Origin of the sequence: Nocardia sp. NPDC059228 (assembly GCF_042754245.1) — a bacterium.
Lineage (GTDB): Bacteria > Actinomycetota > Actinomycetes > Mycobacteriales > Mycobacteriaceae > Nocardia.
This window is the reverse complement of sequence record NZ_JBHZAL010000009.1, coordinates 152266-177738: the sequence shown is the minus strand read 5'-3', so window position 1 is coordinate 177738 and position 25473 is coordinate 152266. Positions and strand designations below refer to the sequence as shown.

Here is a 25473-nt window from a genome sequence, read left to right as displayed (position 1 = left end):
AATGCCGAACGGTTAGCTGGTAGGTTACGGGCATGCCGGGTCCGATTCAGTCGATCGAGCGCGCCGCGGCCATGCTACGGCTGCTCGCGCGCGGGTCCGGGCGCATGGGAGTGGGGGAGATCGCCGCGGCGCTGGGGCTGGCCAAGCCGACCGCGCACGGCATTCTGCGGACGCTGCACGGGGTGGGATTCGTCGATCAGGATCCCGTGACGGGCAAGTACCTGCTGAGTCCGGCCCTGCAGGACCTCGGGTCCGGGCACCTGGACGCCAATGAACTGCGCTCCCGGGCCATCAACCGCGCCGACGCGCTGGCCGCGCGCAGTGGGGAACCGGTGCGGATCGCCGCGCCGGTGGACGGGGGAGTGGTGGTGATCCACCACGTCTTCCGGCCCGACAATACCGAGCAGGAACTGGCGGTCGGAGAGGAATTGCCGCCGCACGCAACGGCTCTGGGCAAGGTGCTGCTGGCCTATGACGGGGAGCTCGCCGACGCGGCGCGCGACGGCCGGCTGCCCGCGATCACGCACCGCACCCTCACCGATCCGGCGGAGTTGCGGCGGGCCATCTCCGAGGTGCGGCGCACCGGCTGGGCCGGGGATATCGGCGAATATCGTTCCGGTGAGGCGAGCGTCGCCGCGCCGATTCGCTCCCGGGGTGGTTTGGTGGTCGGTGCCATCGGCATCACCGGGCCGGTCGACCGGCTCTGCGACGGGCAGCTGCGGTTCCGGTCCGCGCCCATCGCCCAGGTGCGCGACGCCGCCGCCGCGGTATCCCGGGATCTCGGTGGCGCGCAATGACTTTCCCGGACAGGAGCAGGCTCGGATGACGCAACGCTATGTGCTCGCCATCGACCAGGGCACCACTTCCACCCGGGCCATCCTCTTCGATCAGCGGGCGCGGCTGACCGGGGTGGCGCAGCGCGAGCACCGGCAGCACTATCCGCGGCCGGGGTGGATGGAGCAGGACGCGCTCGAGATCTGGCGCAATGTGGAGCGCGTCGTGCCTGCGGCACTGCGGGATTCGGGGATCACCCTCGAGCAGGTGGCGGCGGTCGGGATCGCCAATCAGCGCGAGACCACGGTGGTGTGGGACCGGCACACCGGGACGCCGATCGGGCGGGCCATCGTGTGGCAGGACGTGCGCACCGAGGAGCTCGTCGAGCGGCTGCGGAAATCGCCCGGGGCGGAACGGATTCGGGAGCTGTGCGGGCTGCCGCTGGCCACCTACTTCGCCGCGCCGCGGCTGCGGTGGCTGCTGGATCGCACGCCGGGACTGCGGGAGCGGGCCGAGCGCGGCGACGTGCTGTTCGGGACCATGGAGACCTGGCTCATCTGGAACCTCACCGGGGGAGCCGATCACGGGGTGCACGTCACCGATGTCTCCAATGCCGGCCGGACGCTCCTGATGAACCTCTCCACCCTGGAATGGGATCGAGAACTGTTGCGGTTCTTCGATATTCCCAAGGCCATGCTGCCCGAGATCCAGCCCTCGACCGGTGAATTCGGCACGGCGCGGCGCGTGCTGCCGGGGGTGCGGATCGCGGCGGCGCTGGGCGATCAGCACGCGGCGCTGTTCGGGCAGACCTGCTTCGCGCCCGGCGAGACCGAATGTACCTACGGCACCGGCGGATTCCTGCTCATGAACACCGGGCGGGAGCTGGTGCGGTCCGAGCACGGACTGCTCACCACCATCGGGTACCAGGTGGGGCCGGAACCGGTGTACGCGCTGGAGGGGCCGATCGCGGTGACCGGCTCGCTGGTGCAGTGGCTGCGGGACAACATCGGGCTCATCGCCAGTGCGCCGGAGATCGAAACCCTCGCGGGCACAGTCGAAGACAATGGCGGCTGCTATCTGGTGCCCGCCTTCTCGGGGCTGTACGCGCCGCACTGGCGCAGTGACGCGCGCGGGCTGCTCATCGGGCTCACCTCGTACATCACCAAGGGGCACATCGCCCGTGCGGTGCTCGAGGCCACGGCCTGGCAGACGCGCGACGTGGTGGAGGCCATGAACGCCGACTCGGGACTGCAGGCCGGGGCGCTGCGGGTGGCGGGCGGGATGACCTCGGACAACCTGCTCATGCAGATCATCGCCGATGTGCTCGACATACCGGTCATGCGTCCGATCGTGGCGGAGACGGTGTCGCTGGGCGCGGCCTACGCGGCGGGCCTGGCGGTCGGTTACTGGCCGGATCTCGAGGGCCTGCGCCACAATTGGCGCGTCGCGGCGCAGTGGCTGCCGCGCATGGACGCGGACCTGCGCGCCGAGGAGTACGACAACTGGAAGCGGGCCGTGCAGCTTACCTTCGGCTGGCTGCGGCCCAACAAGCCGGTGTCCTGACGACGCGGAAGTCGTTGACCTAACGTGGCAGGTATGCGGCTCTACGTCGGTTGCGCAATGTGGACACACCCGGACTGGCAGGAGAAGCCGCTACCCCCGGCAGAACGCCTGCGCACGTACTCCTCCTGGTGCAATGCGGTGGAGGGCAACACCACCTTCTACGCGGTCCCGCAGCGGCGCACCGTCGAATCCTGGGCCCGCCAAACCGATCCCGACTTCCGCTTCGTGATCAAACTGCCCCGCACCATCACCCACGACCGCCGCCTCACCGGCATCGACGACGAGATGGCGGCGTTCCTGGACGCCATCGAACCGCTGGGCCGCCGCCTGCACTCGCTGTGGGTGCAGCTGCCCGCCTCCTTCACCAATCTGCCCGCCCTCGCCGAGCTGCTCGACGGCCTGCCGTCGCACTATCGCTGCGCCGTCGAGGTGCGCCACCCCGCCTTCTTCGAAAACCCCCGCGCCACCGCCCAACTCGAACAGGTGCTGACGGCCGCGGGTGCGGAGTGGATCCCGTTCGACACGACCGTCCTGTTCGACGGCCCGCCCGTCAGCACGGCCGAGTACGAGGCCCGCTCCAAGAAGCCCAACAACCCGCGCCGCGCTCGCGCCCTCACCGAATACCCCATCGTGCGCTATCACGGCCGCGACGACATCGCCACCACCGTCGCGGGCTGGCAGCCCTGGATCGACACCACCGTCGCCTGGCTGCGCGAAGGCCGCTCCCCGACGGTGTTCATCCACACGCCCGACAATGCCTCGGCCCGCACGCTCGCCCGCCGCTTCCACGCCGAGGTCCGTGCCCACCTCCCCGACCTGGAACCCCTGCCGGACCCCCTCCCCACCGACCCCATGACCCTGTTCTGACCGGACCCGCGGACCGTTCGGCGCGGGCCGAAGGATGGCGGCGGGACACTGGACCCATGGAACCGATCAGAGACGGCGACGTGGACATCTCCGGAGCCGCCCGCCTCCTGGCCGACCCGGCCCGGGCCCGCATGCTCACCGTCCTGGCCGACGGCCGCGCCCAGCCGGCCGGCGAACTGGCCCGGGCGGCGGGCGTCACGGCCGCGACCGCCAGCGAGCACCTGGGCAAGCTGGTCGATCAGGGCTGGCTGGCCGTCGAGAAGGCGGGCCGCCACCGCTACTACCGCATCGCACTTCCCGAGGTGGTCCAGGTCCTGGAATCCATGGCCCTGATCTCGCCGGTCCAGCCGGTCCGTTCGCTACGTGGCGCTCGCGCCAACCGCGACCTGAAACTCGCCCGCACCTGCTACGACCATCTCGCCGGAGCCGTCGGGGTAGCGATCTTCGACGCCCTGCACGACGCCGCCCTGCTGAACGTGATCGGCGGCCACTGGACCGCCACCGACCACACCCACCCCCTCCTCGACGAATTGGCCATCACCCCAACCGATCTCCGCCATTTCGGCCGCCGCCCACCGGTCAAGGTCTGCCTCGACTGGTCCGAACGCCGCTACCACCTGGCCGGCGGCCTCGGCGCGCTGATGCTGCGCCGCATGCTCGACAACAACTGGTGCGCCCCCGGAACCACCCCCCGCGCAATGGCATTCACCCCCGCCGGCTGGGCAGCGCTCGACCGGACAGCCGGCATCGACAGGACCGCCATCAGCTCCGACCTCGCCGGAACCGCCGCCCCAGCCCCCGCAACGGTGGTTCCACGCGGCGCCTGAAAGACCGGGCCGCACACCTCCCGCACGAACACCGGCAGGCGCGCCGTCTCCGGGTCGATCGACGCCGGGACGGTCACGGTGGTGGCGCGTCGCCAGGTCTGCTGCTGGGATCTGTGGCGGCACGCTCGGGTAAAGGGCTGCTGCCCAAGGGGCTTCGTCGCGAACGTGGTTTCACCGGCGGTGCGATGATCGGCCTGGCGCAGAACTTCGGCTTCCACGGCGAGCTCTTCGTGGTCGGCCTGTACCTGCAGCGGCAGGGCCGTTCCTGAATGTGGATGGCATACGGCGGGGCGGGCTCGGCCCGCTCCGCCGTATGCCACCGGATGATTCAGCTCACGAGGACCGGGGGTTTGCTGGAGCGCTGGGCTTCGCGGGCGAGCGCGCGGTCGCGCTGCTCCTCGAAGCGGACCACGTCCTTGCGGAGCTTGTCGAGGAATTCGCCGAGCTCGTTGCGGCGCCGGTCGCCGGCGGGGCCGAAGTCGGTGCGCTCGAAGATGTTCCACTGCTTGAGGTTGGGGATCAGCACCTCGTCGAGGTGCTGGCGCAGATCGTAGATGCCGTGCTTGGCCATCAGCACGCCGTTGCGGCGGAAGTTGGGCATGCCCAGGCCGGGCATCTGGAAGCTCACCACGACATTGGTGATGGCATCCATGGCCTGGTCGGGCGAGAGGTCCAGGGCCGCGGCGCACATGTTGCGGTAGAAGAGCATGTGCAGGTTCTCGTCCGCGGCGATCCGCTGCAGCATGCGGTCCGCGACGGGGTCGTCGCACACTCTGCCGGTATTGCGGTGGGACACCCGGGTCGCCAATTCCTGAAATGTCACATAAGCGACGGAATGCATGAATCCGGCATCGGCGTGAATGAACTCGGTGTCCGAGTACTTCCTGATCAGATGCGCGGGGTTGTACCCGTCGGTCATGTGAATCATTCGCGCCTGCTCCAGCGCCACCGGATCCACACCCCGGGTGACCACCAGATAGTCGCGCATCACGATGCCGTGCCGGTTCTCCTCGGCCGTCCAGCGGCCCACCCAGGTACCCCAAGCCCCGTCCTGGGAGAAGTTCTCGGCGATTTCCCGATGATAGCTGGGCAGATTGTCCTCAGTGAGAAGATTGGTCACCATGGCCGCCTTGGCGACCTCGCTGAGCTTCGACTGCTCCGGTTCCCAGTCCACACCCGCCATAGCTGCGAAGTTGCGACCGAGATCCCAAGGCACATAGTCGTGCGGGTTCCAGTCCTTGGCCATCGATAGGTGACGGTTCACGTTCTGCTCGGCAATCGGTTCCAGCTCGATGAGCAGCTCCAACTGCGTGAGACTCCTGGCCACGATCCTGTGCCCTCCCTCGAAATGGCTTCGTCGCTGGGGGAATGATGTTAGGAGAGAAATGCTGGAGATCCGGCGATCGCCGCCGCGGCGAGAGGGATCCGTGGAGTTGAAAGGGATGCCCGCGTGTCGCTCAATGAACCGGATCGGCTCCGCCTCGGATAATCTAGCTCAGTTCGCCGAATATTGGCTTCATACCCCGCCGATGGGTTCACGGCCGGGCCCGCTCGCTAGTTCCAAACAAGTCCTTGAAAGCCATGCGGATCGCACGCTGGTTCGCCAAAGCATTGCTACGGAGAGTGAACATGCAGACGCCCCACCGCCGGCAGTACCCCAGTGTCGTTGTCACCGCGCTCGCGGCGACCACCTCGATCGCGGGCGACGTCGACTCGACGTGGAAGGGACTACTCAACGGGGAGAGCGGGATCGACGTCCTCGAGGACAGCTTCCTCAACGACTTCGGCTTACCGGTCCGTATCGGTGGTCACCTCAAGGTCTCGCCCGCCGGTCAGCTCACCAAGGCCGAGGCCCGGCGCCTGTCCTACGTCGAGCAGATGGCGGTGGTGCTGGGCCGTGAGGTGTGGGCCAATGCCGGCAGCCCCGAGGTGGACCAGGATCGCCTCGGCGTCTCCATCGGCACCGGTCTCGGCGGCGCGGAGATGCTCATGTCCGCCCGCGACAAGCTGGTCAACGGCGGCTATCGCAAGGTGGTGCCGCACACCGTACAGGGCGTGATGCCCAATGGCCCGGCCGCCTGCGTCGGGGTCGAGCTGGGCGCGAGAGCTGGTGTGTCCACGCCCGTTTCGGCCTGTTCGTCCGGTTCCGAGGCGATCTCCAATGCCTGGCGCATGGTCGTCATGGGCGACGCCGACATGGTGGTCACCGGCGGTGTGGAGGGTTCCATCCAGGCGCTGCCGATCGCCGGGTTCTCCATGATGCGTGCCCTGAGCACCCGCAACCACGACCCCAAGGGCGCCTCGCGGCCGTTCGACATGGACCGCGACGGTTTCGTTTTCGGTGAGGCGGGCGCGCTCATGGTCATCGAGACCGAGGAGCACGCCAAGGCCCGCGGCGCCACCATCCACGCCCGCATCATGGGCGCGGGCGTCACCTCCGACGGCTTCCACCTGGTCGCCCCCGATCCCGAGGGCACCGGCGCGGCGCGCGCCATGTCCCGCGCCATGGAGTACGCGGGCCTGTCCAAATCCGATGTCACGCATATCAATGCGCACGCCACCGCCACGCCGATCGGCGATACCGCGGAGGCGAACGCCATCAAGCAAGCCGTCGGCAATCACGCCGCGGTGTACGCGCCGAAATCCGCCCTCGGGCATTCCATCGGCGCGGTCGGCGCGCTGGAGGCGGTCATCACCGTCCTCAGCGTGCGGGACGGAATCATCCCCGCCACACTGAATTTGGAGAATCAGGACCCCGAGATCGACCTGGATGTGGTGAAAGGCCAGGCCAGGCCGGGTCGCTACGACTACGCCCTGAACAACTCCTTCGGCTTCGGCGGGCACAACGTGGCCATCGCTTTCGGCCGCTACTGATCGCTCCGGCCGTACGCGGTACCTCCATCGGCCGTAGGCGGTGACGCGGGATTCCGGCACCTGCTAGAGTTCCCCAGCCCCCAGCTACTTTCGGGCTTTCGTGTCGATCTTTGTTCGGTGTCACTGCACAGTTCCGACGACTGTGAGTTGAAAAAGGATAGGGAATGATCGGCGAGACCTTCGATGACTATCTGGACGAGCACGGCAACATCAAGATCCCTGACAACCAGACCATGGTCGACCTGGTCGACAAGCACGCCGCGGCCAACGGGGACGAGCTCGCCTACCGCTATATCGACTATTCACGCGAACGCGACGGCGAGTACCACGACATCACGTGGAATCGCTTCGGCATCCGGCTGCGCGCCGTAGCCGCCCGACTACAGCAGGTCACGCAGCCGGGCGACCGGGTCGCCATCCTGGCGCCGCAGGGACTCGACTACATCGTGGCCATGTACGCCGCGGTGTACGCGGGCAATATCGCGGTACCGCTGTTCGATCCCGACGAGCAGGGGCACACCGACCGGCTGTACGCCGTGCTCGAGAACTGCATGCCCGCGGCCGTCCTGACGGTCGGTGAGGCGGCCTCCGGGGTGCGCGAGATCTTCAAACACCTACCCGCGCGGCAGCGTCCGCGCATCATCGCGGTCGAGGCGATCCCGGACGGCGTGGGGGAGAGCTGGGTGCGGCCGCATTTACAGATGGACGACGTGGCCTACCTGCAGTACACCTCCGGCTCCACCCGCACCCCGGCCGGCGTGGAGATCACGCACCGGGCCGTCGGCACCAACCTGCTGCAGATGGTCGATGCCATCGGCATCACCGAGAAGGCCCGCGGCGTCACCTGGCTGCCGTTGTTCCACGACATGGGGCTGCTGACGGTCATCCTGCCCGCCATCGGCGGCAAGTACATCACCATCATGTCGCCCAGCGCCTTCGTGCGCCGGCCCTACCGCTGGATCAAGGAGCTGGCCGCCCAGGAGGACGGCGCCGAGATCTTCGCCGCCGCACCGAATTTCGCCTTCGAGCACGCCGCGGCCCGCGGATTGCCCAAGGCCGGTGAGGAATTGGACCTCTCCAATGTCATCGGCCTGATCAATGGCAGCGAGCCGGTGTCGGTGACCTCGATGCAGAAGTTCAACGACGCCTTCGCCCCGTACGGACTGCCCAAGACCGCCATCAAACCCTGCTACGGCATGGCCGAGGCCACCCTGTTCGTCTCCGCCACCAAGCGCGAGGACGAGGCCCGCACGGTCTGGGTGGACCGCACCCGGCTCAATGCCGGGCAGATGGTCGAGGTCGATGAGTACGCGGAAAACGCTGTGGCCCAGGTGTCCTGCGGCTACGTGGCGAAGTCCCAGTGGGCGGCCATCGTGGACCCGGACACCGGCGCGGAGAAGGCCGAGGGCGAGGTCGGCGAGATCTGGTTGCACGGCGCGAACATCGGCCGCGGTTACTGGGGCCGTCCGGAGGAGAGTCTTGCCACGTTCCACAACAGGCTCACCTCCCGGCAGCCCGCGAGCCGCGCGGAAGGTGCAGCGGCGGACGGGAACTGGATGCGCACCGGCGACTTCGGCGCGTACTACGACGGCGAGCTCTTCATCACCGGCCGCGTCAAGGACCTGGTGATCGTGGACGGCCGCAACCACTATCCGCAGGATCTGGAGTACTCCGCCCAGGAGTCCAGCGCCGCCCTGCGCCCGGGTTTCGTGGCGGCCTTCTCGGTCGCGGGGGATCAGCTCCCGGCCGAGGTGGTCGCGATCGACACCGCCGCGCCCGCCTCCGAGCAACTGGTCATCGTGGCCGAACGCGCTACCGGCGCGGCCAAGCTCGACCCGGAGCCGATCACCGAGACCGTGCGGGCGGCCATCGCCAAGCGCCACGGCGTCACCGTGCGGGACCTGCTGCTGGTTCCCGCGGGCTCGATTCCGCGCACCTCCAGCGGCAAGATCGCCCGCCGTGCCTGCAAGGCGGCCTACCTGGAGGGCACCCTCCGCGGCGGCCACCGCCAGCAGGCGTTCCCGGACGAGACCGATTGACCGGGTTTCCTCGGCGAGTGGCACACCTCCGGGAGGCCTCGACGGTGTGCTACTCGGCGTTCGGGTCGAGGGGATGCGTCAGTTGTCGAGCTAGCTGTACCGAGGTGAGCTGCTCGGCGGGGTGGGCAGCATGCGCGGCCAGGGTGCGGGCGGCGGTATTCAGGCGGGCGCGGGCATCCGCATCGGCAACCAGGCCATCCGGTCCGATACCGCTCTGGAGCACGGTGATGCGGCCGCAGGCCGCCTCGACCAGCTCGGCTCCGACGTAGCCGAGCACCGTGCGCAGGGTGGCCACGGCGGCCTCACCGCGGCCCTCGTAGGCGACGTTCACGTAGGCGACCGGCTTGTCGCTGAGATCGGCATTGCCGACCGTCCACTCGAGCAGGTTCTTCAGGCTGCCCGGGATCATGCCCGCGTATTCCGGGGTGCAGAACAGCACCGCGTCGACCGCGGCGAGCTGCCGGTGCAGGGCCTCGACCACGGGCGGCTCGGGCTCGTCACCGGGGATGAAAGCGGGCAGGTCGAGCAGGCCCTGGTACCGGACGGCCTCGAAGTCGGACCCGGCGTCGGCGGCGATCGAGCGCAGCGCGGCGGTGTTCGTCGAGCCCTCGCGAGTGCTGCCCGAAATCAACAGGATGCGGGGAATAGTCACAACTGCGCCAACATGGCTGGGGCCGGGAGTATTTCGAGGTCACGGGGTCGTTGACTCCTATGCGCCGTCCCACCGAATGGGAGTTGTTGTGACAAAAGGTGTCGCTATCTCTCATAGTGGGTATGGTTCCGTTCGACCGAACTGTCCGGGACAGCTGACGCCGCCCCTCAGGTCCGGTTGTACGACAACTGCATAACGCGAGTGTGTGCAAGAAGGGCAGGCAACGATGACTGCGAACACCAACCGCCTCGACGAGGCGGCGGTCGGTGCCGGATATCCCGGTGCGTTCGAACCCGGCAGGCTGCTGGCCGCCGAACCGATGACCGCACGGATGCTGCCCGGGGTTCCGCTGCCTGCTCGCGCCTGGCGCATCAAGTACACATCGACCACCGCCACCGGGGCTCCGACGCAGGTCAGCGGAACCGTGCTGGTGCCCAATTCGCCGTGGCGCGGATCAGGCTCGCGCCCGCTGGTCGGGTACGCCGTCGGCACACAGGGCCTGGCGGGCACGGTTGCCGCCGCGTCCTGGCAGCTGCGGTTCGGACTGGAGTACGAATCGGTCTTCCTCCGCGCCGCCCTGCGCCGCGGCTGGGCGCTCGCCATCACCGACTATCCGGGCCTGGGCACTCCGGGTCTGCACCCGTACGTCATGGGCCGCGCCCTGGGCCCGGCTGTCCTGGACAGCATGCGCGCCGCGCGCCGGCTGCCCGAGGCGGACCTGGATCCCGACGGCCCGCTGGGCGTCTACGGCTACTCCGAGGGTGGCAATGCCGCGGGCTGGGCGCTGCAGTTGCAGCCCGACTATGCCCCTGACCTGCCGCTCGCCGGCGGCGTGGTGGGCTCGGCGCCGGCCGACATGGTCGACATGGTGAAGTTCCTGGACGGCACGCCCTATGCCTTCCTGCTCTTCTACGGTGTGCTCGGCATCGAGGCCGCCTATCCGGAACTGAATGTGCTGCAGCACCTCAAGCCGCAGGGCCGCGCCCTGGCCGCGCTGTTCCGCCACACCCATGTCGCCGCCGCGGCCGTGCTCGGGATCGGTGCGGGTCTGGTCGTGCCCACGAGGGTCTCGACTTTCTGCCACCGGCCCCCGTTCGACGTGCCCGAGGTCAAGGCCCGGCTGCTGGAGAACCGGCTGGGCGGAATCGCGCCCGCCACACCGGTTCTGGTGGCCGGCGGCACCAGCGAACAGGTCATCCCGTATCCGCAGGCCGTGCGCCTCGCGGAGGAGTGGGAGGCGCTGGGCGCGGACGTCACCATGCACACCATGCGGGGACGTGAACACATCGGCGGCGCAATGGCCTTCGCCGGACCGGCCATGCGGTTCCTCTCCGAGCGTTTCACCGAGGAGGCCGACGCTCCGGTGCTGCTCCGTGGGGCGTGAATCTCACCCCGCGACACCCCAATGCAGGACGCGCGCGGTGAACAGCACCAGCCCGAGCGAGACCACCGCGACGGTTACCAGGCCGACCACGGCGACCACCAGCGGCCGCCAACCTGTGCGGGCCAGCTCGCGAATATTGGTATTGAGCCCGACGCCCGCGAAGGTGAGCAGGAAGGCCCAGCGGGACACATTGGCCAGGTTGGTGACCTGCTGCTTGCTCAGCCAGTGGAAGGTCGCCACCGCGGACACGGCCAGGAAGCCCAGCACGAACTTCGGGAACTTGGACCACACGAACACCGCCTTCGCCCGCAGCCCGGGCGCGATGGCGTCGGCCTCGCCGCGCGCCGCCCAGTAGGCCGCGAAGCCCAGCACCACGAAACCGATGAGGGCATTGCGGGTGGACTTCACCAGTACCGCGATCTTGCCCGCCTCGTCGGAGAACAGATAGCCGGTGGCGGTAGTCTCGGCGGTGTTGTCCACGGCCAGGCCCGCCCACAGCCCGAACTCGTGATCGCTGAGCCCGATGGCGTGCCCGAGCGGCGGCAGCGCGAACAGCGCGACCGCGCCCAGCGCGAGAATGGCCGCGATGGCATAGCCGACATCGGAATTGCGGGCCCGGATCGCGCCCTTGCCCGCGATGATGGCCGACACCCCGCAGATGGCGGTGCCGATGGCCAGCAGCGACCCGAGCTTGCCGGACAGACCCAGCCAACGCGCCACCGCCAGGATGATCGCGCCCGAGACGGTCATGTCGACCAGGATCTGAATGAAACTGGTACCGCCCAGCTTCGCCACATCACCGAGCACGAAGCGCGAGCCGAGCGCCACGATGCCGACCTTGAGCCAGAACTCGTAGGTGCCGACACCGGGCCGGAAGATCGGGTGCAGGCCAACGGTATTGGTGATGAGCAGGCCGATCAGGATGGCCCACAGCACATATTCGATATCGGGGACGGTCCAGTGCTGGTGCTTGGCGGCGGCGTTCCACCAGATCTGCGCGTACTTGCCGAGCACGCCGACCGCGATGAGCAGCAGGATGCCCGGGAGGTAGCCGAGCAGGCGGGCAACGGTGAGCGGACCCGAGCTCTCGTCGAAGTCGGTTGCCCCGGAGTCGGTTTCGGCGTTCTCCCCGAAATTCACGGCAGTGTCACTCACGGCGTCACCACGGAATCTTCGGCAGCACGCCGAACACGGCGAGCACGGTCACCACGCCCGAGACGATCACCGACCACCAGTCGGCACCGACCTGGATCTTGAAATCGACACGGCGCCCGAGGGCGTCGGGCCACGACGGCCGGGCGGCGGATGTCTCCGGCGCGGGATCGGGACTGTTCACCAGGGGCCTCCAGGTCGAGAAAGCGCAGTACGGCAGGTCTGCACTATGGGGTGCCCGGAGGCTTTCGGACAGCGTTGGAATCGGCCTGATTCCAGCTCGGTCGTTGAGGTCGCGGGCGACCCCGTCCAGGGTGGGTGGCGCGGCGAAACCCGTTGCGCCGGAACCGGGGAGCAGCAGGTCGCGGACCTCGGCGGCGATGCCGGTGCGGGCGCTGCGGCCTTGCAGTAGGTCGCTCATCACCCGGTGCTCATGGACCGATTATGGCCGAAAGTGTTGATTTTGTGGCCGCCGCTCTTTCATGGCGGGATATGCGCAGGTCGTAGCGTCGGACTCGAGCACATCGAGGTGAGGGCGCATCACCAACAACTGGCCGGGCACCGTCACCGGATACCGCCGCGCGACCCGCCGCCTGAACCCCGCCGACTACCGGCTCACCCCGGTCGCCCACGCAGCATCCCAGGAGTAGCAATGCGATTCGACTACGACGTCCTCGTCATCGGTTCCGGCTTCGGCGGCAGCGTGAGCGCCTTGCGGCTGACCGAGAAGGGGTACCGCGTCGGCGTGCTGGAGGCCGGCCGCCGCTTCGAGGACCACGAGTTCGCGAAGACCTCGTGGCGGCTGCGGCAATACCTGTGGGCCCCGGCCCTGGGCTGCTTCGGAATTCAGCGGCTGGCGCTGCTGAACGACACCTTCGTGATGGCGGGTGCCGGTGTCGGCGGCGGCTCGCTGGTCTATGCCAACACCCTCTACGAGCCGCCGGACAAGTTCTACGCGGACCGGCAGTGGGGTCATATCACGGACTGGAAGGACGAGCTCGCCCCGCACTACGACCAGGCCAAGCGCATGCTGGGCGTGACGGCCAATCCGGCGACCACCCCGGCGGATCGCGTGCTGCGGGATGTGGCCGAGCGGATGGGAATCGGCGACACCTACCAGCCCACCCCGGTCGGCGTCTTCTTCGGCGGACCCGGCCGCCGCCCCGGCGAGGACGTGCCGGACCCGTTCTTCGGCGGCGCCGGGCCGGACCGGCGCACCTGCACCCACTGCGGTGAATGCATGACGGGCTGCCGGCACAATGCCAAGAACACGCTGGTCAAGAATTACCTGTACCTGGCCGAAAAGGCCGGTGCCGCAGTGCATCCGCTCACCACGGTCACCGATGTGCGACCGCTGAGCGGCGGCGGCTACGCGGTGGAGACCGTCCGTACCGGACGCGTGGTCCGCAAGCGGCGTCGCGAATTCACGGCCGGGCAGGTGATCTTCGCCGCCGCCTCGCTCGGGACCCAGCGGCTGCTGCACCGGCTGCGGGACAAGGGCTCGCTCACCGGGATCTCCGACCGGCTCGGCTATCTGTCACGCACCAATTCCGAGGAATTGCTCGGCGTGCGCAGCCGTGACGGGCACGCGGACTACACCAAGGGCGTGGCGATCACGTCCTCGATCCACCCCGACCACGACACCCATGTGGAGCCGGTGCGCTATGGCAAGGGCAGCAATGCTTTCGGCGTGATGAGCACTCTGATGGTCGATGATCAGGGCGATACCCCGCGCTGGCGGCTCTGGTTGCGAGCGGCTCGCCGTCGGCCTCGCGACGCGGTCCGGGTGCACAATTCGCGGCACTGGTCCGAGCGCACCATCGGTCTGCTGGTCATGCAGTCGGTGGACAACTCCATCACCACCTACACCAAGCGTGGGCTGTTCGGCCGCCGCATGACCACCAAACAGGGTGAGGGCCAGCCCAATCCGACCTGGGTCCCCACCGGGCACGAGGTCGCCCGCCGGGTGGCGGACGCCATCGACGGCATCCCCATCGGGGCCGGCTCCAGCATTCTGAAGATCCCCATGACCGGACATTTCCTGGGCGGCTGCGCCATCGGCGACTCGCCCGCCACCGGCGTCGTCGATGCCTACCACCGGCTCTACGGTCACCCGGGCCTGCACGTCATCGACGGCTCCACCATCTCGGCCAACCTCGGCGTCAACCCGTCGCTCACCATCACCGCCCAGGCCGAACGCGCACTCTCGTTGTGGCCCAACAAGGGTGAGCCCGACCCCCGCCCGGAGGTGGGTGCGGCCTACCGCCGTATACCCCCGATTCCGCCCCGCAACCCGGTCGTCCCACCCACCGCCCCGGCCGCCCTGCGGCTCCCGCTGGTCGGCTTCAACGAGGGATCGAAGACGCACGCGAACAACTGACCCGACCGTCCGATTCGGCGGCCGAGACCTGACCGGGCCGCAATCAGCGGCCCACGGTAAACCCCGCGACGGTCTGCGGGGACCGACTCCGGATCGCGAGAGGATCCGGAAGCCCGGCGGGGCGGCGGCCGCCCCGTCGCCCCGCGGCCCGGCTTTCGCCATCGTGGCGTCGGCCGATACCGCGCCTCGACGCTCGGCGCGGCACCCGGGAAAGTCGTTGAGCCGCAACGGGGAAAGGGCGGGCGCGGGTGCGCCCGCCCTTTCGCGGCGGTGGAGCGGGTTCGGTCAGAGCGTCAGCAGGCGAGCCTTGGCCTCGTCGTATTCGCGGATGAGGCGTTCGACGACATCGGCGGCCGGGCGGATGGCGTCGACGGCGCCGATGCCCTGGCCGGAGCCCCAGATGTCCTTCCACGGCGTGGCGCCGGGCGTATCCGATTCGCCGGTGCCGAAATCCATGGCGGACGGGTCGGACTGGCCCAGGTTGTCGGGGTCCATGCCGGCGGCGGTGATGCTGCCGCGCAGGTAGTTGCCGTGGACGCCGGTGAAGAGGTTGGAGTAGACGATGTCGCCCGCGCCGGAGTCGACGACCATCTGCTTGTAGCCGGGCACCGCATTGGCCTCGTCGGTGGCGATGAAGGCCGAGCCTATGTAGGCCAGGTCCGCGCCCGCGGCCTGCGCGGCCAGGATGGAGCGGCCGTGCGCGATGGACCCCGACAGCAGCAGCGGGCCGTCGAACCAGGACCGGATCTCCTGGGTCAGCGCGAAGGGGGACTGGGGCCCGGCGTGCCCGCCCGCGCCCGCCGCCACCGCGATCAGGCCGTCCGCGCCGCGTTCGACGGCCTTGTGCGCGAACACATTGTTGATGATGTCGTGCAGCACGATGCCGCCGTAGGAGTGCACGGCCTCATTGACATCGGGCCGCGCGCCCAGCGAGGTGATGACGATCGGCACCCGGTGCTCGACGACCGTGGCCAGATCCTCCTCCAGCCGGTCATTGCTCTTGTGCACGATCAGGTTCACGGCGTACGGCGCCGACGGCTGCTCCGGATTGTCGGCGTCGTGCTTGGCGAGCTCCTCGTTGATCCGCACCAGCCACTCCTTGAAGAGCGACTGCGGCCGCGCGTTCAGCGTCGGGAACGAACCCACGATGCCCGCCTTGGACTGGGCGATCACCAGCTCGGGCCCGGACACGATGAACATGGGGGAGGCGACCGCGGGCAGGCGCAGGCGCTCGGACAGGATGGGCGGCAGGCTCATTGACCAGATTCCTTCATCAAGGGGTTACCCGGCGTAGGTTACCGCCGGTAAGAAGCTCAGGCCGCGCGGGTTTCGGTCAGCCGATCGTGGCGGGCGTAGCTGCGGTCCGGATTGTTCACGAGGGCGGCCCGCCGCATCATGCGCTCGGTGGCGCGGCGGCCCAGCCGCTCGCTCAGCCGGGTCGCGCCCGGAATGATCCGGCGCGGCACCTCGAGCACGCCGTTGACGGCGGCCGTGGCCAGCACCGCCGCGAGAAAGACCCGGCTGTAGGGCATCTCCAGGAAGTCGGAGTTGGTCTTGCCCAGCAGGATTCGGCTGTAGGAGACCGCATACATGGTGAAGGCCCAGCGCAATGCGCGGGAACGCAGGCCGGGCCCGTCGAACCCGTACACCGGGCCGAGCGCGGACACCAATGCCTTGGACAGCCGCCGCGAGTCCTCGTCGGGCAGGAATTCGTAGTCGGCCTGTAGCCACAGCAGCCGCCAGGTGTCGGTCTCGTCGGCCGGCAGGATCTCGGGATCGAGCCCGATCACGTGGCCGACATACCGCCACAGGTGATAGACGGCCGCCTTCTCCTTCTTCGAGAACCGCAGCCCGACGGCATTGCACCCGGCAATGGTGGCCAGCGAGAATAACATCAGCGTGCCCGCGGTCAGGGACTGGTTGAGTGGGTGGTCCCACTGCTCGTAATCCCAGTCCGGCCGCCGGTTCATGCCCGCCCGCACCTGCGCGTGCATGATGCGCACCCGCACGGTGTTCTTGAATCCCGGCGCGAACCGCTCCAGGCCGCCCGGCGCGGTCACGTCGATCCACCAGGTCGCGGTCTCGACGACACGGCGGGGCGCCATGGTCTCGGCCGAGAGCCCGCCGGTGCCGACCAGCACCTTGCCCGCCCGCGAGGCGAGGTAGCCGCCATTGAGCGAGAACATGGACAGGGCCAGGTTGGTCGCCCACGGCCCGACCCGGCCGCTGACCCGCGCGGCCCGGTCCATCTTGTCCTGGTCGAGCCAGAACGGCACCGAATCGATGTGCGCGAAAAAGGCTTTCAGCTCAGCGGGCGCGTCCGGCACCGCGTCGATGCCGCGCTCCAGGGCCGTCTCGAACATGGCCCGGCCCTGCCCGGTCGGCAGTCGCCGGAACATCTCGACCACGGCGTCGGCCAGTGGATCGCCCATCTCGGTGAACTTGCGGTAGGCGGCGTGCTGCTCGGGGGTTGGACGGATATCTCCGGGGGCGAGGATCTTGACCCCGATAGTGAACGGGAACTCCCGGAAGATCACCGGATCGGGCAATTCGGAACGCGTCATCGCGTGCCTCCTGGGTGCGTTCAGAGTTTGGTGAAGGATGTCACCAAAACTTTGGTGATAGTCTTCACCAAACCTTGCGACATGGCAATAGACAGGGCGGAACCGTGGACATACCCCGTGGCCGATACGCCGGTCTCAGCGCTGATGAGCGGCGGAACCAGCGGCGCGAGCGGCTGCGCGAAGTCGCGCTGGAGGTGATCGCCGAGGAGGGTATCGGCGGGTTGAAGGTGCGCGCGCTGTGCGCCCGCGCCGGGCTCAACGATCGCTACTTCTACGAGACCTACAGCCACACCGACCGGCTACTGTACGAACTGGTCGACGAGCAGCTGGCCGAGGTCGTCGCCGCGGTCATGGGTGTCATCGCCGCCGCGCCCGCCGACACCCGGATCCGCCTGCGGGGCGTGATCGAGGCCGGCGTCACCGCCATCGCCGATCATCCCGCCCGCCGCCGGCTGGCCATCGACATGCAGACCACCGACGAATTGCGCCGCCGCCGTACCGAACTCATCGATGTGGTCGCCCAGGTCATGCTCGATCAGGGGCGCGAACTGCTCGGCGACGCCGCCGTCACCGGAGTGCACGCCGCGCTCGCCGCCCGCACGGTCGCCCACGGCGGCCTGGAGATCCTCATCGAGTGGCTGCGCGACGAGCTGGACATCGACCGTGCCCAGCTCATCGACTTCCTGGTGGCCATGATCCTGACCGCGTCCGAGATCACCACCACCGTGCAGCGCGAAATGGCTACTGGCTGAGGCCCTTTTCGGCGGCCCGGATCCCGCGGTAGACGCGCCGTTCGCAGCGCAGCGGCACCCGCGCTGACCACCAGGCACCGGGTCGGCGGGATCCAGGCGATCCTCGATGGTGAATTCGGTTGTGGCCAACTCGGATCCGGACCGGCCCGGCGGGTGTCGAGGCGGCCCGGCGGTCTCCCGGGCGTCAGGGCACGACGATCGTGAAATTGGGATCGGCCTTGTCGAGCAGGCCGGTGAGCCGCTTCCACACCCCGGTATCGCCCTTGGTCTGCAGACCGTCGAACTTCCCGGTCGCCATCAGCTGCAGCAGGCCGGGCTTGGTGAGGGTGATGTCGAGATCGGCATCTCGCTTGCGGGTGGCCGGATGGTGGATGAGCGCGCCATGGCTCAGCTCCATCCGGTACTCCTCGCCGCTGTCCGTGAAATGCCAAGCGATGCTGAACTTCTCGTCCCACGCCTGGGATCCGACGATGTTCAGCGACAGCGTGTCGAACAGCTGCGTGATGCTCATGGCAAGGGCCACCGCCTGGCCGGCGGTGAGCAGCGTCCCGGTGACGCCCCGGCGGAGTTCCTGTGCGCCGGTGAGGAAACAGTTGCGCCAGGTCGCGTTCTCGGAGCCGAAGCCGAGCCGCTCGAACACCGCCGCCAGGGTCTCCTTGGCCTCGGCGTGGGACGGGTCGGCGAAGACCGCGTGGCTGCCGAGTTCGGCCGCGAAGCGCAGATCGCCCTGCTCCACGAACTCCTTCACCTTGGCGACGGTCGCGTCCACGCCGCCGAGCAGCCGTACGTAGCGGGTGGCCTGCTCCTGCGGCGGGTGCAGCCACAGGTGCGCCGGATTGCCGTCGTACCAGCCGAGATAGCGCTGGTAGACGGCCTTCACGTCATGGCTGACGGAGCCGTAGTACCCGCGGTTGTTCCACTGTACGGCCAGGTCCGGGGCCAGCGGGAAGTCCTCGGCGATCTCGGTTCCGATCTCGCCCTGGTTCATTCGCCGCACGGTCTGGTCGTGCAGGTAGGCGTAGGTGTCGCGCTGCTGGATCAGGAACTCCACGATATTGTCCCGGCCCCAGGTCGGCCAGTGGTGCGAGGCGAACACGACATCGGTGCGGTCGATGAACATCTCGATCGCCTCGGCGATGTACCGCGACCACATGCGGGCATCGCGGACCTGCGCGCCGCGCAGGGTGAGGATGTTGTGCAGGGTGTGGCAGGCGTTCTCGGCCATGCACAGCGCATTGCGGTCGGGCAGCAGGAAGTTCATCTCGGCCGGCGCCTCGGTGCCGGGCGTCATCTGGAAGATGATCCGCACCCCGTCGACCACTTCCTCCTGGCCGGTGGCGGTGATGTCGAGTGTCGGTGCGAGCAGTCCGAATTCACCCGCCGAGGCGACCGGGCCCAGGCCCATGCCGACCAGCCCCTTCGGGTCGCGCGTCAGATTCGCGCCGGAGTAGTACATGCCGCGGCGCAGCATGGCCGTGCCGGCGTACACGTTCTCCGCGATGGCATGTTCCATGAAGTGCTCGGGCGCGATGATCGGCACGGTGGTGTCCTGCTCGACCACACCCAGGACGCCGCCGAAGTGATCGGCGTGCGGGTGGGTGTAGATCACCGCGGTGACCGCGCGGTCGCCGCGATTCTCGCGGTACAGCGCCAGCGCCGCGGCGGCTGTCTCCGCGCTCACGAGCGGGTCGACCACGATGACGCCGTTGTCCGATTCGATCAGCGTCATGTTCGAAATATCCAGGCCGCGAACCTGATACACGCCCTCGCACACCTCGTAGAGCCCGTGCATCGCGGTGAGCTGGGACTGCCGCCACAGGCTCGGCAGGACGGTGGCCGCGCCGTCGGCCTCGAGGAAGTCGAAGGAGTCCGCGTCGTAGGCCACGCCGCCGCTCTTCCCCGGAATCACGGCGGGCGAGAGTCGCGCGATGAATCCGCGCTCGGCATTGTCGAAATCGGTGCGATCAACGGGTGCTGCTGCCATGTGCCACCTCACTGTTGGGCTTCCGGCTCTCGAGCCAGTACGCGCATCTACAGAACCCGTGCCCGGACACTGTCCACGCCACGTCTTTCGCCAGCCTCACACAGAACTGGTGAATTTCCAGCAATTTGAGATAGGTCTGTTGCACATGGGTGTCAAGGATGAATTTGGTGCGATTGCGGAGATTCGGCTATCCAACGGATAACCGGCAGTCCGCCCGCGGTGGCCGCATTGACCCTGGACGAATCCGGACTCACATCTCAGGATGAGACCTGATCTTCATCGATGAGGAGTGGGCATGGTGACCGAGCAGCGAGTGGACTGGCTGGCGGGTGGCGTGCGGCGGTCGGTCGCCGCGGACCGGATCGTCGGCGTCGCGTCGGAACTGTTCCAGGCGCGCGGGTTCGACCATGTGGGGATGGATGAGGTGGCGAGCGCGGTCGGCTGTTCGCGGGCGACGCTGTATCGGCACTTTCCCGGCAAGGCCGCGCTGTTCGACGCGGTGATGGCCAAATCGGCGATCGCGGTGGCGGAGCGGGTGGCCGCGGCGGTGCGGCGCTACGAGGGCCCGCGCCGGATCGTGGAGGCGATCCTGGCGTCGGTGGCGGCGGTGCGCTCGGATCCGGTGCTGGCCAAGGGATTCGCGGGCACCCGGGCGGGCGGCAGCGACGGGGCCTTCGCGAGCTCGCCGGAGCTGGGGCGGATCGCCACCCTGCTGACCGGGATCGCCCCGGATGACGAAGCGGCGCAATGGATTGTGCGCATGGTGCTGTCGCTGCTGACCTGGCCGCTGGCCGATGCCGCCAGCGAGCGGCGGATGGTGGAGCGCTTCATTCGCTGAGCTGTGGCAGCGGCAGCAGCGGTGCGTCCGGATCGAGGGTGAGGCCGCGGGCGGCGGCGGTGGCCGCGAGCGCGCCCCAGGCGAAGGCGGTCAGTTCCTCGGCGAGTTCCTTTGCGGTGATGGCGGGTTCGTTGAGCCAGCGCAGCACGCCCAGGCCGATCGCGCCGAGCATGGCGTCCACCGCGAACTGGGTGTGGTCGCCGTTCGCGCCGCGCAGGCGCAGCACGCCGGAGAAGAAGTGCGCGACTGTATCGGACAGTGGGCGGCCGTCCTCGATCAGGCGGGCCGCGCCGAAGGCCGCGACCACATGTGAGCTGACAATGAAGCGAAACAGGTTGGGGCGCTCGTCCACCAGATCGATGTAGGCGGTCAGGGCGGTGCGCAGACCGTCGCGCACCGGTCCGGCGGGGTTCAGGTGCGGGGTGACCCGCTCGACGATGAGCCGCTGGACACTCCCGCTCACCGCGGCCAGCAGTTCCACCTTGTCGCCGAAGAAGCGATACAGCTTGGGACGCGGTATACCAGCGGTTTTCACCACATCGTCGATGGACAGATCGGGGCCGTGGGCGTCGATGGCGCGGATGGTGGCCTCGATGAGTTCGGCCCGGACCGAGGTGCGGTGCGAGTGCCAGCGGTCGTAGCGCGCATCGCCCTTCCTCTCGCCCGGGCGGTGACGCGGGTGGGAGGCCATGCGGCAGATTGTAATTCGATCCGTTACGGCACACCCCTTGTGTGCTGTCTGGGACAATCTTACACTGGGCATCATATCGAACACGCAGTACTAGGTACTTCGTGTCGCATCAAGGATGGTCCAGATGGCGAATGCCCTTCCGGCGCAGGCCTATCCCAAGGCCCGCCGCGTCAGGTTCCGATTCGATCAGCGCGCTTCCAGCGACAAGTACTTCGTCGAAAACGACATGGTCTACAGCCATTTCGTGGCCGGCATGTCCGGCGGCTTCCCGGCGGGGGAGGAGTCCTTCATCCGTTCGGTGCGCCGGGTGGCCGACCGGGTCACCGATCCGATGCTCAAGAAGCGGGTGACCGGTTTCGTCGGGCAGGAGGCCATGCACGGCCAGGAGCACCGCAAACTCAATGAAAAGCTGGTCGAGCTGGGCTATCCCATCGCCTGGCTGGACTCCGGGCGGGCCAGGAAGCGCATGCTCTGGATCGAGGAGCGGGTGTCGCCCCAGGTGCACCTGGCCATGACCGCGGCGGCCGAGCACTACACCGCCGTGCTGGCGCAGCGGGTGCTGTCCAGCGACGAGATCCAGGGCATTCCCGGCGATCCGGAAGTGTGGAATCTGCTGAATTGGCATGCGCTGGAAGAACTCGAGCACAAGTCGGTGGCCTTCGACGTCTTCCGCGCGGTCGGCGGCACCGAGCGCACCCGTATCGGGGTCATGCTCGCCATGTACTCGCTGACGCTGCCGCTGACCTACCTGAGCCTGGCGCTGGCCGTCGGGCGTGACCCGGCCGCGCGGCGGCAGCCGATCCGCGTGGCGCGCGAGGCATACCGGTTGTTCACCGGCCCCATCTTCCGCGGGCTCATGCCGGAGCTGGGCGAGTACATGCGGCCCGGCTTCCACCCCGACGACATCGACACCGCCGCACTGCTGTCCCGGTGGCAGCAGGAGCTTTTCGGGGCGGACGGTCAGCTCGTCGACCACGTGAAGTAGTCACCACCCCATTGCAGGAAAGGACCGGCCAATGGCGATCGGTCGGCAGGACAGCACGTCCCTCATGCCCTCTCCGAAGGTGCGGCGCATGCGATTCCGGTTCGGCGAGCCCGAACCGATGGCGCATCAGTTCGTCCAGGGCGACATTCCCCTCACCCATCTGATTGCGGTGCTCTCGGCGGCCTTTCCGCCGGGCGAGGAATCCTTCATCCGCTCGGTGCGCAAATTCTCCGGTGAGATCACCGATCCCGTGCTCAAGAAGCGGGTGGCCGGATTCATCGGCCAGGAGGCGGTGCACGGGCAGCAGCATCGGCGGTTGAACGAGCAGCTCATCGAGAACGGCTTCCCGATCGTCCGCCTGTTCACCTTCGCGCCCGGCGCGCTACGGGAGAAGGGTGTGATCGCGATCGAGAACGCGGCGCCGCGGCAGGTGCATCTGGCGATGACCGCCGCGGCCGAGCATTACACGGCGGCGCTCGCCAAGCGGGTGCTGGGCACCCAGGAGATCCAGGACATACCCGGCGATCCGGAGGTCTGGAATCTGTTGAACTGGCACGCTTTCGAGGAGCTCGAGCACAAGTCGGTGGCCTTCGACGTGTTCCGGAGCGCCGGCGGGACCGAAATGGTGCGTATCGGCGTGATGGCGGGGATGTATGTCTTCACCGTTCCGGTGGTCTCGCTCGGCGTGCTCGCCTCGATCCTCAGCGATCCGCGCAGCTGGCGGCCGTTGCAGGTGGTGCGGCAGTCGATTCGGCTGTACCGCGGGCCGATTGTGAAGGGGCTGCTGAAGGAGATGCGGCCCTATATGCGGCCGGGGTTCCATCCGGACGACATCGACACCAACGCACTGCTCGAACGATGGCGCCGGGAGCTGTTCGGTACGGACGGCGAACTGCTGGACCGCATCGGCTGAGGGGGGCGGCATGAGAGCCGGCGGCAAGGATCTCGAACAGTTCCGGGACGAGCATCGATACCAGTCCTACCAAGGGGTTTCGGTGTTCACCCCGGTCTGCGCGGGCTCCAACACCTACTACATCGACAAGCACGGCGATTCGCCGTTCCGTCCGTCCGCGCACGACGAGATGTATTGGCAGAAACATCATTTCGATCTCGACGTGTACTGCTACACGGTGGGCGCTCCGGCGGCGCCGGAGGCGGTCGTGGACTCCGAGGAGGTCTCGTGAAACTCAACAGTGTCGATCCGAAGCTGGTGGTCGTCACCGGTGCGGGCAGTGGGATCGGGCGGGCCACGGCGCTGCGGTTCGCGCGCATGGGATCCCGGGTGATCGTGTCGGACATCGACAAGGACGCGGCGCTGTCGACGGTGGCCGTCATTCAGTCGCAGGGTCAGCGGGCGGTCGCCATGCAGCTCGACGTCACCGACCCGCCCGCCTGGGCCGCCTTCGCCCGGGACGTGCACGCCGATCACGGGGTGCCGGATGTGCTGGTCAACAATGCCGGAATCCTGGTCAGCGGGGCGTTTCTGGATCTCGAGCCCGAGGATTGGGAGCACCAGCTCAGCGTGAACCTGCTCGGTGTCGTGTTCGGCTGCCGGGCCTTCGGGCGGCTCATGATCGACGAGGGCAAGCGCGGGCACATCGTGAACATCGCCTCGGCGGCCGCGTTCACGCCGACGCCGATCATGTCGGCGTACTCGGTGTCCAAGGCCGGGGTGAAGATGCTCACCGAGTGCCTGCGGCTGGAACTCGCGCCCAAAGGCGTTGGGGTGAGCGCGATCTGCCCCGGCGTGATCAATACCGATATCGCCCGGCACGCGATCGCGGTGGGCGTCGATCCGCGGCTGCTGGAGCGCGGGCAGCAGCTCACCGCGCAGATTCAGGAACTGGCCGAGCGGCTGCCCTTCTCGCCGCTGAGCCCGGATCTGGTGGCGCGGGCCGTGGTGCGCGCCCTTCGCTACGACCTGGCGGTGGTTCCGGTGCGCGCCGAGGCGTGGCTGGGCTACTTCATGCTGCGCATCGCACCTGGCATCAATCGCCGTATGACGCAGCCACTTTCGATGGAGCGCATCCAGTCCCTGGGGGAGCTGGCGTTCGGCAGGGGAGGACCCCGTTGAACGCACGCGCCCACCAGTTGAAGGTGCGCGAAGTCATCAGCGAGACCGCCGACGCGGTCTCGCTGATCTTCGATATCCCCACCGACCTGACCCGCCGCTTCGCCTACGCGCCGGGGCAATACCTCACCTTGCGCGTTCCCAGCGAGCGCACCGGTTCGGTAGCCCGCTGCTACTCCCTGTCCAGCAGCCCGCACTGCGACGACCGGCCCACCGTGACGGTCAAGCGCACGCCGGGCGGTTACGGCTCGAACTGGCTGTGCGACAACGTCTCCGCGGGCGACATCCTCACGGTTCTCGAACCGGCGGGCACTTTCGCGCCACGCGCGTGGGACCGCGATCTGCTGCTCTGCGCGGCGGGCAGCGGCATCACGCCGGTGATCTCGATCCTCAAATCGGCGCTCGCCATCGGGCGCCGCGATATCGCGCTGTTCTATGCCAACCGGGACCGGGAATCGATCATCTTCGCGAACCGGCTGCAGCAACTGGCCCACGGTTACCCCCGACGGCTGACCGTGACCCACTGGCTCGAATCCGAGCGGGGGCTGCCGTCCGCGCGTGTCTTCGCATTGTGGGCGCGTCCCTACCGGCGTCATGACGTCTACGTGTGCGGCCCGGCGGGTTTCGCGTCGTCGGTGGCGCAGGGCCTCGGTCAGCTCCGCATTCCCGGCCGGGCCATCCGCCAGGAGAACTACCGCTCGCTCACCGGCAACCCGTTCGAACGCCACGCCCCGGTGGCGTCCGAACCCACGCAGGTCGTGGCGACCGCCCGGGGCACGGCCGCCGCGGATGTCGCGACCGTCCGGGTCGACATCGACGGCGAAACCCACAACCTGCCGTGGCCGAGATCCGAGAAACTCCTCGATGTCCTGCTGAGCCACGGCATCGACGCCCCCTACGTGTGCCGCGAATCGGCCTGCGCCACCTGCGTCTGCAGCGTCAAGCAGGGCCGCACCCGCATGCTCATGAACGAATCCCTGATCGAGCAGGAACTGGCCCGGGGCCTGACCCTCGCCTGCCAGACCCTGCCCGAATCGGACGACCTCCACATCGCCTTCGACCAGTGAGTGCCCGAC

At 68.3% G+C, this 25473-nt stretch carries 23 protein-coding genes and 1 pseudogene; 16 read left to right on the top strand and 8 right to left on the bottom strand.

All coding sequences use genetic code 11. The features are described 5' to 3' along the window. Positions 1–32 precede the first annotated feature (32 nt). From ACFXKA_RS17090 to ACFXKA_RS17070, 5 genes are all read left to right on the top strand, one after another. Entirely contained in the window at positions 33–797 is a 765-nt protein-coding gene (locus ACFXKA_RS17090; protein WP_379427938.1) for an IclR family transcriptional regulator, read from the top strand. A 25-nt stretch (positions 798–822) separates the two neighbouring features. Then, on the top strand, positions 823–2337 hold the full coding sequence (glpK, locus tag ACFXKA_RS17085) for a glycerol kinase GlpK (RefSeq protein ID WP_354841389.1): 1515 nt from the start codon (positions 823–825) through the stop codon (positions 2335–2337). 33 nt (positions 2338–2370) lie between these two features. Next, the gene (locus ACFXKA_RS17080; protein WP_379427937.1) at positions 2371–3204 is read left to right on the top strand and encodes a DUF72 domain-containing protein; all 834 of its coding nucleotides are present in this window, start codon (positions 2371–2373) and stop codon (positions 3202–3204) included. A gap of 56 nt (positions 3205–3260) precedes the next feature. Further along, a complete protein-coding gene (locus ACFXKA_RS17075) occupies positions 3261–4031 on the top strand; it encodes a winged helix-turn-helix domain-containing protein (RefSeq protein WP_354841394.1) in 771 nt (256 codons plus the stop codon). A gap of 113 nt (positions 4032–4144) precedes the next feature. Further along, complete coding sequence (locus ACFXKA_RS17070) at positions 4145–4300, top strand: hypothetical protein (protein WP_379427936.1); 156 nt, start codon at positions 4145–4147, stop codon at positions 4298–4300. A gap of 59 nt (positions 4301–4359) precedes the next feature. Here ACFXKA_RS17070 and ACFXKA_RS17065 read toward each other — a convergent pair whose 3' ends face one another. Continuing rightward, a complete protein-coding gene (locus tag ACFXKA_RS17065; RefSeq protein WP_379427935.1) occupies positions 4360–5358 on the bottom strand; it encodes an acyl-ACP desaturase in 999 nt (332 codons plus the stop codon). A gap of 302 nt (positions 5359–5660) precedes the next feature. On the opposite strand from ACFXKA_RS17065, the gene ACFXKA_RS17060 reads away from it, so the two are divergent. Beyond that, positions 5661–6905, top strand: coding sequence for a KasA/KasB family beta-ketoacyl-ACP synthase (locus ACFXKA_RS17060; RefSeq protein ID WP_379427934.1), 1245 nt, complete (start codon positions 5661–5663; stop codon positions 6903–6905). A 167-nt stretch (positions 6906–7072) separates the two neighbouring features. Next, on the top strand, positions 7073–8944 hold the full coding sequence (fadD32, locus tag ACFXKA_RS17055) for a long-chain-fatty-acid--AMP ligase FadD32 (RefSeq protein ID WP_379427992.1): 1872 nt from the start codon (positions 7073–7075) through the stop codon (positions 8942–8944). Positions 8945–8993: 49 nt separating this feature from the next. Here the strand turns inward: fadD32 and ACFXKA_RS17050 are convergent, their stop codons facing one another. Beyond that, positions 8994–9596: an NADPH-dependent FMN reductase gene (locus tag ACFXKA_RS17050; RefSeq protein WP_379427933.1), complete on the bottom strand. Its 603-nt coding sequence runs from the start codon at positions 9594–9596 to the stop codon at positions 8994–8996. Positions 9597–9822: 226 nt separating this feature from the next. Here ACFXKA_RS17050 and ACFXKA_RS17045 point away from each other — a divergent pair, with 226 nt between their 5' ends. After that, positions 9823–10980, top strand: coding sequence for a lipase family protein (locus ACFXKA_RS17045; RefSeq protein ID WP_379427932.1), 1158 nt, complete (start codon positions 9823–9825; stop codon positions 10978–10980). Between the two features lie 3 nt (positions 10981–10983). Here the strand turns inward: ACFXKA_RS17045 and ACFXKA_RS17040 are convergent, their stop codons facing one another. Both ACFXKA_RS17040 and ACFXKA_RS17035 read right to left on the bottom strand, forming a co-directional pair. Then, the gene (locus tag ACFXKA_RS17040; RefSeq protein ID WP_379427931.1) at positions 10984–12135 is read right to left on the bottom strand and encodes a YeiH family protein; all 1152 of its coding nucleotides are present in this window, start codon (positions 12133–12135) and stop codon (positions 10984–10986) included. A gap of 4 nt (positions 12136–12139) precedes the next feature. Next, positions 12140–12553: a hypothetical protein gene (locus tag ACFXKA_RS17035; RefSeq protein ID WP_379427930.1), complete on the bottom strand. Its 414-nt coding sequence runs from the start codon at positions 12551–12553 to the stop codon at positions 12140–12142. A 231-nt stretch (positions 12554–12784) separates the two neighbouring features. On the opposite strand from ACFXKA_RS17035, the gene ACFXKA_RS17030 reads away from it, so the two are divergent. Further along, positions 12785–14512, top strand: a complete 1728-nt coding sequence (locus ACFXKA_RS17030) for a GMC oxidoreductase (RefSeq protein WP_379427929.1) — start codon at positions 12785–12787, stop codon at positions 14510–14512. Positions 14513–14797: 285 nt separating this feature from the next. On the opposite strand, the gene ACFXKA_RS17025 is transcribed toward ACFXKA_RS17030, so the two are convergent. Together ACFXKA_RS17025 and ACFXKA_RS17020 are read right to left on the bottom strand one after the other, a co-directional pair. Then, on the bottom strand, positions 14798–15769 hold the full coding sequence (locus ACFXKA_RS17025) for an NAD(P)H-dependent flavin oxidoreductase (protein WP_379427928.1): 972 nt from the start codon (positions 15767–15769) through the stop codon (positions 14798–14800). A 56-nt stretch (positions 15770–15825) separates the two neighbouring features. Beyond that, entirely contained in the window at positions 15826–17076 is a 1251-nt protein-coding gene (locus ACFXKA_RS17020; RefSeq protein ID WP_379427927.1) for an oxygenase MpaB family protein, read from the bottom strand. A 104-nt stretch (positions 17077–17180) separates the two neighbouring features. Between ACFXKA_RS17020 and ACFXKA_RS17015 the strand changes: the two genes are divergently transcribed. After that, positions 17181–17828, top strand: a complete 648-nt coding sequence (locus ACFXKA_RS17015; protein WP_379427926.1) for a TetR/AcrR family transcriptional regulator — start codon at positions 17181–17183, stop codon at positions 17826–17828. A gap of 184 nt (positions 17829–18012) precedes the next feature. Here ACFXKA_RS17015 and ACFXKA_RS17010 read toward each other — a convergent pair whose 3' ends face one another. After that, entirely contained in the window at positions 18013–19812 is a 1800-nt protein-coding gene (locus ACFXKA_RS17010) for an alkyl/aryl-sulfatase (protein WP_379427925.1), read from the bottom strand. A 295-nt stretch (positions 19813–20107) separates the two neighbouring features. On the opposite strand from ACFXKA_RS17010, the gene ACFXKA_RS17005 reads away from it, so the two are divergent. After that, complete coding sequence (locus ACFXKA_RS17005) at positions 20108–20650, top strand: helix-turn-helix domain-containing protein (RefSeq protein WP_354841428.1); 543 nt, start codon at positions 20108–20110, stop codon at positions 20648–20650. On the opposite strand, the gene ACFXKA_RS17000 is transcribed toward ACFXKA_RS17005, so the two are convergent. After that, on the bottom strand, positions 20640–21341 hold the full coding sequence (locus ACFXKA_RS17000) for a TetR/AcrR family transcriptional regulator (RefSeq protein WP_379427924.1): 702 nt from the start codon (positions 21339–21341) through the stop codon (positions 20640–20642). The genes ACFXKA_RS17005 and ACFXKA_RS17000 overlap by 11 nt on opposite strands. Positions 21342–21456: 115 nt before the next feature. On the opposite strand from ACFXKA_RS17000, the gene ACFXKA_RS16995 reads away from it, so the two are divergent. The 5 genes and pseudogenes from ACFXKA_RS16995 (at position 21457) to ACFXKA_RS16975 (ending at position 25464) form a co-directional block, all read left to right on the top strand. Next, the gene (locus ACFXKA_RS16995; RefSeq protein ID WP_379427923.1) at positions 21457–22326 is read left to right on the top strand and encodes a metal-dependent hydrolase; all 870 of its coding nucleotides are present in this window, start codon (positions 21457–21459) and stop codon (positions 22324–22326) included. Positions 22327–22357: 31 nt separating this feature from the next. Continuing rightward, positions 22358–23239 carry a metal-dependent hydrolase gene (locus ACFXKA_RS16990; protein ID WP_379427922.1) on the top strand — a complete coding sequence of 294 codons (882 nt, stop codon included), beginning with the start codon at positions 22358–22360 and terminating at the stop codon, positions 23237–23239. A gap of 19 nt (positions 23240–23258) precedes the next feature. Beyond that, positions 23259–23510 (top strand): annotated as a pseudogene (locus ACFXKA_RS16985) (hypothetical protein); the annotation flags it as partial. Further along, complete coding sequence (locus ACFXKA_RS16980) at positions 23507–24400, top strand: SDR family NAD(P)-dependent oxidoreductase (protein ID WP_379427921.1); 894 nt, start codon at positions 23507–23509, stop codon at positions 24398–24400. The pseudogene ACFXKA_RS16985 and the gene ACFXKA_RS16980, both read left to right, overlap by 4 nt. Beyond that, positions 24397–25464 carry a 2Fe-2S iron-sulfur cluster-binding protein gene (locus ACFXKA_RS16975; RefSeq protein WP_379427920.1) on the top strand — a complete coding sequence of 356 codons (1068 nt, stop codon included), beginning with the start codon at positions 24397–24399 and terminating at the stop codon, positions 25462–25464. Before ACFXKA_RS16980 ends, ACFXKA_RS16975 begins: the two co-directional genes overlap by 4 nt. Positions 25465–25473 lie beyond the last annotated feature (9 nt).